This is a genomic window from Streptomyces sp. NPDC043854 (assembly GCF_056436005.1).
Map to the genome: position 1 here is coordinate 270,079 of NZ_JBWKDK010000006.1, position 6,654 is coordinate 276,732.

A 6,654-nucleotide genomic window follows, 5' to 3' on the forward strand; every position below is an offset into this window, starting at 1 on the left:
TGACCTCCTTAACCGATCAGGGGGTGGGGTTAGGCGCCGAAGTCGAACCGTCGGCCGCCCTGGCGGGGGCGCTTGGCCTGGTAGGGGGCGAGTTCGGGGTCGAACTCCCGCTGGAACGCCGCGTAGGTCGCGGCGAGGTTCTTGGCCGTGTCCCGGGCGTCCTCCGCGGCCTTCTGCAGCCGCTTGGAGACCCGGCGGGCCCGCGACCGGGAGCCGAACGGGCGGCCCTCGGGGTCCGGGACCTCCTTCAGCACCGCGTTGAGGAGCTCGGCAGCGTTGGCGAGCTCGAACGACAGCTGCAGGAACAGGCCGCGCCCGCCCTCGCAGTAGTTGCGGATGTCGACGTTGCTGAAGAACTCCGGGTCGGCGAGCGGGCTGTGGACCCGGCCGGAGCCCTGGCCCCGGCCGCGGCCCGTGAACCCGTTCTGGCCCCCGCGGCCGCCGCCCTGCTGGCCGCCGCCGCTGTTGTCGTTGATGTGGAAGTGGTACTCGCGGGTCTTGCTGCGGTTCGTCGTCCGCGACCGGTTCGTACCGCCCTGAGCGCCGGTGTTCTGCCGGCCGCCCTGAGCGGTGCCGTTGTTCGGCACCGTCCGGCGCTGGCTACCCCCCTGCGGCTGGCCGGGGCGCTGGGTGCTCATGCCACCGAACCACGAGTTGTTGGCCATCAGGAGCGCTCCTTGAAGGTGGTGCGGCCGACGGTCAGCCACAGGATCTGAACGGTGAGGGTGGTCAGCGCCCACAGGCCCATCAGCAGCCCGCTCACCGGGCCAAACCACAGGGCCAGGGAGAGCCAGGCGATACCCGCAAGGGCCACGATCGCCAGCGCGATACGCCACGCCCACGTCGTACGGGCGGCCGGGCGGGCCTTCGCCAGCCAGGCCAGACGGCCCAGCGGCACGACAGCAGCAGCACCGGCGACGAGCCCGGTCCACGGCGCGAACACGTGGACGATGCCCGCCACGGCCAGCAGCCCCACGGCGATGCCGGACGGGGCCCAGAGGCGGCGGTGGCCCCACACCCAGCGGCCCACCGCCAGCATGACTCGGGAGGCCAGCGTGGGCTGTTCGGAGACGACGACGATGACGGGCGGCGCCTGCCGTCCCCTGCGGCGCTGGCGCGGAAGGTGAACGGTCATGGGTGCGGCCGCCTGGGCGGCCTGTGTTCGTGTACGGCGAGACACAGCAGAACTCCTTACGACGTTGGAAGGTTCAGGCGGCGCGCTATTCGGAGTCGGGAAAGGCACACGGCACGCACTCACCCAGCCGGGCCGGGATCACGTAACCGGCGTCCCGCCCGCAGCTCGGGCAGGTGCGGCGGGCCAGGTTCGCGGCGGCGAGCGCCGTCTGCTTGGCGGCGGTCATCGGCCGGACCGGCAGCGCGAGGTCAACGCGGTACAGGAACGCAACCAGCGGGCCGCGTCCACGGCGGGGGCGTTCGAGCTGGGCTGCGATGTCCTGCCCGCCGGGCCGGAGCCCGGCGGCACGAAGTTGCCGCCGGGTGGCCAGCCCGTCCGGGGCGAGGCGCCACCGGTAGACCGGGAGGGTGCTCACGGGGTGCTCTCCTCCTGGGCCATCAGTGCGCCCCAGGCAGAGCGGATGCGCTGCTCGCCGCCGACGAACCTGGCCTCGCGGAAGGCCGTGACGGCCTGCCGGTAGGACAGCGGCGGGTCGGCCGAGTACCGCAGGTGTCGCAGCACGACCACGAGCTGTGCGTCCGAGAGGGGCTCGGCCGGGCGGGGCGTGGGTACGCCAGCCACGGCCGCGACCTCGTCCAGCGTCACGGGCGTGACGGCCGCCGTGACGCCCTCCACCTCAGGCACCGGCGGTGAGGCCTTGACCTGCGTGTCTTCACCGTCACGGGGCTGCGTGACGGCCTCGGCCTCGGCCACCGCCGCGGCGGTCGCAGTGTGCGGTTCGGGGGCGGGGGGCAGCACAGCCGTCACGGGGGCTGTGACGGCGTGACGCTCGGGTGTGACGGCCACGGCGAACATGTCCGCCAGCGCGACATCCGCACCAGTGGTGACCCGCTCGCGCTGCACGTCCAGCAGACGCGACCCGAGCGAGGCATCCCCCGCGCCGACCTTCCGCGCCAGCCGCCACGACGTGCGCTCGGAGGACTTCCGGACGCGGGCGTCGGGGTGGTTCGCGGCGCGGGCCCGGTGGAAAGCCAGCGCCCGCACCACCGCGGCGGCCCGGTGCTCGGCCTCGGCGTCCCGGCCGTCGGTGTGGACCACGATCCGCCGCGCCAGGAACGCCATGCCCTCCGCCGCCACACACATGCCCATCGGCGTCACCGCGTAGATCACCGTCCGGCCAGGCCCCTCCGCAGCTATCGCCGACATGACAGACGCAGCGGCCGGCAGCAGCCACAACCCCGCCCGCACCACACGCGGGGACGCCTGGCCCAGCATGGTCAGGCCCAGCAGCACCAGGGCGAGAACGGCGGTGGCACCCTCGCCCGCCGCGACCGCGCCGAGCGCGGTCCCGGAGCCGTAGGCACCCTTGATGTTGGAGAACGTGCCCGCACCGCCAGCCGTGCCGGTGGCGAGCATCGGTACGAACGCGGCTGTCAGAACGAACTTCTGCGGCCGGGTCAGGGCCCGGCCGGCGCTCACGATGCACCTCCACCGGCCGGGGCAACGTGCGCCACGGCGATCAGGAGCACCGGCGAGTCGGGGTTGCCGTACTCCTCGGCGTCCTCGACCCACGACCACTCCGGGAGACCCGTGAACACGTACCCCAGGGCCTCCAGCGCGCGTGAACGCTCCGCGATGGTGGGCACCGCGGTACCCGTGAAGCAGTGCGTGGGCCACTGGGGCCGGCCGAACTGGACCACATACAGACGCCACCGGCCGGACCGGCAGGTCATCTGCGCCCGCGCCATCACGCAACCACCGGCGGCACCGGACGAACCTTGTTCGCCAGGATCAGCCACTCAGACAGCACCCGGTTCTCCGCCCGGCGGATCCGGCGGCCATCCAGAGCGGACGACGCACGGTCGAGCGTCATGATCTGCACGTCGAGCAGGGCGACCTCCGCCTCGATGAGCGGCATCTCCAGCTCGATCGCGTCCAGCTCCCCGTTCGTCGGCTCCAAGTCCGGCGGCAGGGCAGTAACGGGCTTCTGACGTGCAACGATGAAATTCATTGGGTCTTGCTCCTCTCAGACAGGAACGGGACCGAACAGCAGCCCTCGGCGTCCGACCGCCGGGGGCTGCACTTCGTGGAATCGACCTCGCATCAGCACGAGCGGCCGCGGCTCCGCCACATCACCGGATGCCGGGGACCGTGAGCACTGATACTCAGCACGGACGACGCGGGCCCGCGAAACGTTCTGCGCAGTCAGATCAGTTCGCCGGCCACCCCGGAGGGCGGAACCGGGCGGGCCACCCGGCCCGACATGGGCGGTCGGGGTGGTGACCCGCACCCATCGACCACCCTTGTGCAGGTGGCTGGGTCGGCACTCTGTTGAGTTCTCAAGGAGCAGTTGCTTCCTTTGGCCCCTTTCGAGGGCCTCCGGGCGACTAGCGCCGTTCCCCTGACCTCCGTTTCAGGCAAGGCAGGGGCTAGGACTGTGCTCCGAGCCCCTCGCGGAGCCGATGCAGTACCTCTATTACAGGTATCGCATCAACGGTTCGTCAAGCAGGGCTGCGGAGTTCCTTGCCTTCGCACCGCGATCCCTTGGCGCACCATCAGAATCCCGCCAGGTCTGGGGCGTTGTGCACCCTGCACGTGGACACGTCGGGGTCTTCTGGCTACGGTCAAGACCTCCCAAGACGTCCCACCGGGGGGTGTAGATGTCCAATGAGCGCTTACGGTCCGCCCTGCTTGCGAAGGGCTTGACCGTCCAGCAACTCGCCGAGGCCATCGAGGTCAACGCGAAGACCGTGGAACGCTGGATCACGCAGGGAAAGGTGCCGTACAGGCGTCATCAGTACGCCGTGGCGGCCAAGCTCGGCGTCGGCGTGACAACCCTGTGGGACGACGAGCGGGCAGTCGAGACGTCCACAGACCTGAGCAAGGCCGAGATCGTGACGGTCTACCCGCACCGCCACATGGTGCCGACGGGGCTCTGGCGCGAGATGTACAACCGCGCAACCACACACGTTGACGTGCTCGTTTATGCGGGACTATGGCTCTCAGAAGATCCGCTGTTCCACGAGATCCTCAAGAGCAAGGTGTCAAAGAACGCCCAAGTGCGGCTTCTGCTCGGCGACCCCGCTTGCGACGCGGTCCGGCAGCGCGGCATCGACGAAGGGCATCGGATCATGGACGGCAAGATCCGGAATGCCCTGATGAACTATCGGCCGCTCGTTGCCAGCCACCCCGAGATCGGGATCCGGCTTCATGATGCGACGCTGTACAACTCTCTGTTCCGCTCGGATGACGAGATGCTTGTGAACACCCACGTGTACGGGATCGGGGCGTACTTGGCGCCCGTGCTCCACCTCCGCCGGCTCCCCGGCGGCGGCCTCTTCGACACGTACGCCAATAGCATCGAACAGACCTGGGGAGGCGCACGCCAGGTGACCGAACACGACTTCACAGGAGCTTGAGCATGGGACGGATTGACTACCTTCACGACCCTGATGCACCGCCAGCGAACAGCGTTGTCCCCTCCGTCGTAGCCTTCGTGCAGAACGACGCGGGACAGGTGCTGATGATCCAGCGCTCGGACAACGGCCGTTGGGCCCTTCCTGGCGGCGGCCACGACGTGGGCGAGTCCATCAGTGACACCGTCGTGCGGGAGGTCTGGGAGGAGACGGGCATCAAGGCAGAGGTAGTCGACCTGTCCGGCATCTACACCGACCCTGGTCACGTGATGCTGTACGACGACGGGGAGGCGCGGCAGCAGTTCAGCATCTGCTTCCGCGCGAGGCCGATCGGCGGGGAAGTACGTACGAGCAACGAGACGACGCAGGTCCGCTGGACTGCCCCCGCGGACCTGGCCGACCTCGATATCCACTCCACAATGCGGCTCCGCATCGAGCACGCGCTCGACCGAACCCGGAACGCGCCTTACATCGGCTGAGCCACGCTGGCCTTCGCCTCGGAGATCCTGGTGAGCACGCGCACAGAGCACAGCAGGATCTCCGGCTCAGCGCGCCGGATGAACTTCCCGATCAGACTGTCGGGACCATACCGGCTGGCGATCTCGTTTACGCGGTCCACGGGGTTCGTCGGCGTACCGTCCGGCGTGGTGTTCATGTCGCAGAAGCAGAGAGCGTCTGCCAGGTGCTCTTCCTCGCGCGGGAACTCAGCCTCAAGTTCTTCCCGCATCCCCCGAGCCTCGGCCTCCATCCATGCACAGGAGTGGTGCGCGACGAGTCGTACGACGCGCTCCTCGGCACCGATGCTCCGGAGGTGGCGGGCGCCGTCCAGCGGATGGAATCCCGTCTTGGCCAGGTCGGGGGAGTAGCCGATGTCGTGCAGGACGGCCGCGGCCTCCAACAACTCGGCGTCCGAGCCGAGAATTGCGGCGATGGAACGCGCACGCTCAGCGACGCCGAGGGAGTGCTTCCAGCGGCGCGGTAGCGGGTCGGCCAGCAGCGACTCCGCGAGCGGGTAGGCCCATTCCGTAAGCGTGGTGGTGGTCAAGACTTCAAGTCCTCCTACTGGGACGGCAAGGCACGGACAGAGCGTCGCCTGCCCTGCCCCCCTTCGGTGAGCAGGCCGGCGGCCTCCAACTGAGCCAGGGCTTTGCTGATGGTCGGGCGGGACACTTTGAGGCGGGCGCTCAACTCTCCTTCGCTGAGGAACACTGCCCCAACCGCCAGCCCCTCAGCCGTGATGAGCGCGGCGATCCTCTCAGCCAGCGGCCGACGGTCCACTGGTTCCCCGGCGCGCACGACGCGCCACCGGGATCCGGGTACCGGCTCGGCAGCACCTTCCTGCTGAAGCACCTTGAAGGCTCGGAGCGCCACACCACGGGACACGCCGTACTCGGCCATGACCTCGGCTAGCGAGGGCAACTCGCTCATGGTCGCGTCGGCGACTATCTGCGCCTTCACGCGGTCAGCGATTTTCAAGAAGGTCCCGCGAGGGCTGGCCTGCTCCGCCACCTGAGCTCCTTGTCCACTCGTGTTGTGGTAGCAAGCGTCGCATGCCGCACCGAGCACATGGTGAGAACCACTGGTGAAAGCTCCCCTGCCTCTTCAAGGCACCCGCCGCGCAAAGCGCGGCGAGCGCGCCCGCCGCCCAGGCCAGCGCCCACTCCACCCAGACCGCCAGCCGCGCTCGCAAACAGCGCGAGTCTGATGGTGGGAGAACCTCACTGTGGCTGGGGCGGTCGGCTCCGTGCAAGGCCACTCACAGGCGACCAACGGCGACCGATGGCGATAGCTCGGTTGCAGGCCCGTGGTGTGCCTGCGGACAGGATGCACAAGCGACCGAATCGGTACATGCTGGAAATATGGAAGCTGGATTCTACCGCGTCGCCGCGATGAGTTCCCTCGTTGGGGAGGGGCTCACCGGAGCCTCTTATTGCAGCCTGGACGGCGTCGTCAAGGTTGATTCAGATGATGCAGCCTACACCGTAGCGAATGAATTTATCTGCGCCCGCCTAAGGGCTGTCCCGTAACTGCTATGGGAGGGCTGGTGCCATGCCCTACGGCTGAACGCACCGCGCCAGCTGGCCGTACTTCATGCCGCTGGAG

Annotated in this window: 10 protein-coding genes; 2 read left to right on the plus strand and 8 right to left on the minus strand. The window is 68.9% G+C overall.

Annotated elements, in window-relative coordinates; genetic code table 11:
- Nucleotides 1-29 precede the first annotated feature (29 nt).
- The 6 genes from traA to AC068A_RS08985 form a co-directional block, all read right to left on the minus strand.
- Nucleotides 30-665 carry a plasmid transfer protein TraA gene (gene traA / locus AC068A_RS08960; RefSeq protein ID WP_478582752.1) on the minus strand — a complete coding sequence of 212 codons (636 nt, stop codon included), beginning with the start codon at nucleotides 663-665 and terminating at the stop codon, nucleotides 30-32.
- On the minus strand, nucleotides 665-1,135 hold the full coding sequence (locus AC068A_RS08965) for a hypothetical protein (RefSeq protein ID WP_478582754.1): 471 nt from the start codon (nucleotides 1,133-1,135) through the stop codon (nucleotides 665-667). The genes traA and AC068A_RS08965 overlap by 1 nt, the downstream gene beginning before the upstream one ends.
- An 85-nt stretch (nucleotides 1,136-1,220) precedes the next feature.
- Nucleotides 1,221-1,550, minus strand: a complete 330-nt coding sequence (locus AC068A_RS08970) for an RRQRL motif-containing zinc-binding protein (protein ID WP_478582757.1) — start codon at nucleotides 1,548-1,550, stop codon at nucleotides 1,221-1,223.
- Nucleotides 1,547-2,551, minus strand: coding sequence for a hypothetical protein (locus AC068A_RS08975; RefSeq protein ID WP_478582813.1), 1,005 nt, complete (start codon nucleotides 2,549-2,551; stop codon nucleotides 1,547-1,549). Before AC068A_RS08975 ends, AC068A_RS08970 begins: the two co-directional genes overlap by 4 nt.
- A 59-nt stretch (nucleotides 2,552-2,610) precedes the next feature.
- Complete coding sequence (locus AC068A_RS08980; protein ID WP_478582759.1) at nucleotides 2,611-2,835, minus strand: DUF6303 family protein; 225 nt, start codon at nucleotides 2,833-2,835, stop codon at nucleotides 2,611-2,613.
- Between the two features lie 47 nt (nucleotides 2,836-2,882).
- Nucleotides 2,883-3,146, minus strand: a complete 264-nt coding sequence (locus tag AC068A_RS08985) for a DUF6284 family protein (RefSeq protein ID WP_478582762.1) — start codon at nucleotides 3,144-3,146, stop codon at nucleotides 2,883-2,885.
- A gap of 649 nt (nucleotides 3,147-3,795) precedes the next feature.
- On the opposite strand from AC068A_RS08985, the gene AC068A_RS08990 reads away from it, so the two are divergent.
- Nucleotides 3,796-4,554, plus strand: coding sequence for an XRE family transcriptional regulator (locus AC068A_RS08990; protein ID WP_478582764.1), 759 nt, complete (start codon nucleotides 3,796-3,798; stop codon nucleotides 4,552-4,554).
- Nucleotides 4,555-4,556: 2 nt separating this feature from the next.
- Nucleotides 4,557-5,030, plus strand: coding sequence for an NUDIX domain-containing protein (locus AC068A_RS08995; RefSeq protein ID WP_478582766.1), 474 nt, complete (start codon nucleotides 4,557-4,559; stop codon nucleotides 5,028-5,030).
- On the opposite strand, the gene AC068A_RS09000 is transcribed toward AC068A_RS08995, so the two are convergent.
- The gene (locus AC068A_RS09000) at nucleotides 5,018-5,596 is read right to left on the minus strand and encodes an HD domain-containing protein (RefSeq protein ID WP_478582769.1); all 579 of its coding nucleotides are present in this window, start codon (nucleotides 5,594-5,596) and stop codon (nucleotides 5,018-5,020) included. The two genes, AC068A_RS08995 and AC068A_RS09000, sit on opposite strands and share 13 nt — an antisense overlap.
- A 14-nt stretch (nucleotides 5,597-5,610) precedes the next feature.
- Nucleotides 5,611-6,060, minus strand: coding sequence for a GntR family transcriptional regulator (locus tag AC068A_RS09005; protein ID WP_478582772.1), 450 nt, complete (start codon nucleotides 6,058-6,060; stop codon nucleotides 5,611-5,613).
- Nucleotides 6,061-6,654: the final 594 nt, after the last annotated feature.

Excerpts from the sequence above, each read along its gene's own strand:
- traA (WP_478582752.1), bottom strand. The coding sequence starts at position 665 with ATGGCCAACAACTCGTGGTTCGGTGGCATGAGCACCCAGCGCCCCGGC.
- AC068A_RS08965 (WP_478582754.1), bottom strand. The coding sequence starts at position 1,135 with ATGACCGTTCACCTTCCGCGCCAGCGCCGCAGGGGACGGCAGGCGCCG.
- AC068A_RS08975 (WP_478582813.1), bottom strand. The coding sequence starts at position 2,551 with ATGCTCGCCACCGGCACGGCTGGCGGTGCGGGCACGTTCTCCAACATC.
- AC068A_RS08985 (WP_478582762.1), bottom strand. The coding sequence starts at position 3,146 with ATGAATTTCATCGTTGCACGTCAGAAGCCCGTTACTGCCCTGCCGCCG.
- AC068A_RS08990 (WP_478582764.1), top strand. The coding sequence starts at position 3,796 with ATGTCCAATGAGCGCTTACGGTCCGCCCTGCTTGCGAAGGGCTTGACC.
- AC068A_RS08995 (WP_478582766.1), top strand. The coding sequence starts at position 4,557 with ATGGGACGGATTGACTACCTTCACGACCCTGATGCACCGCCAGCGAAC.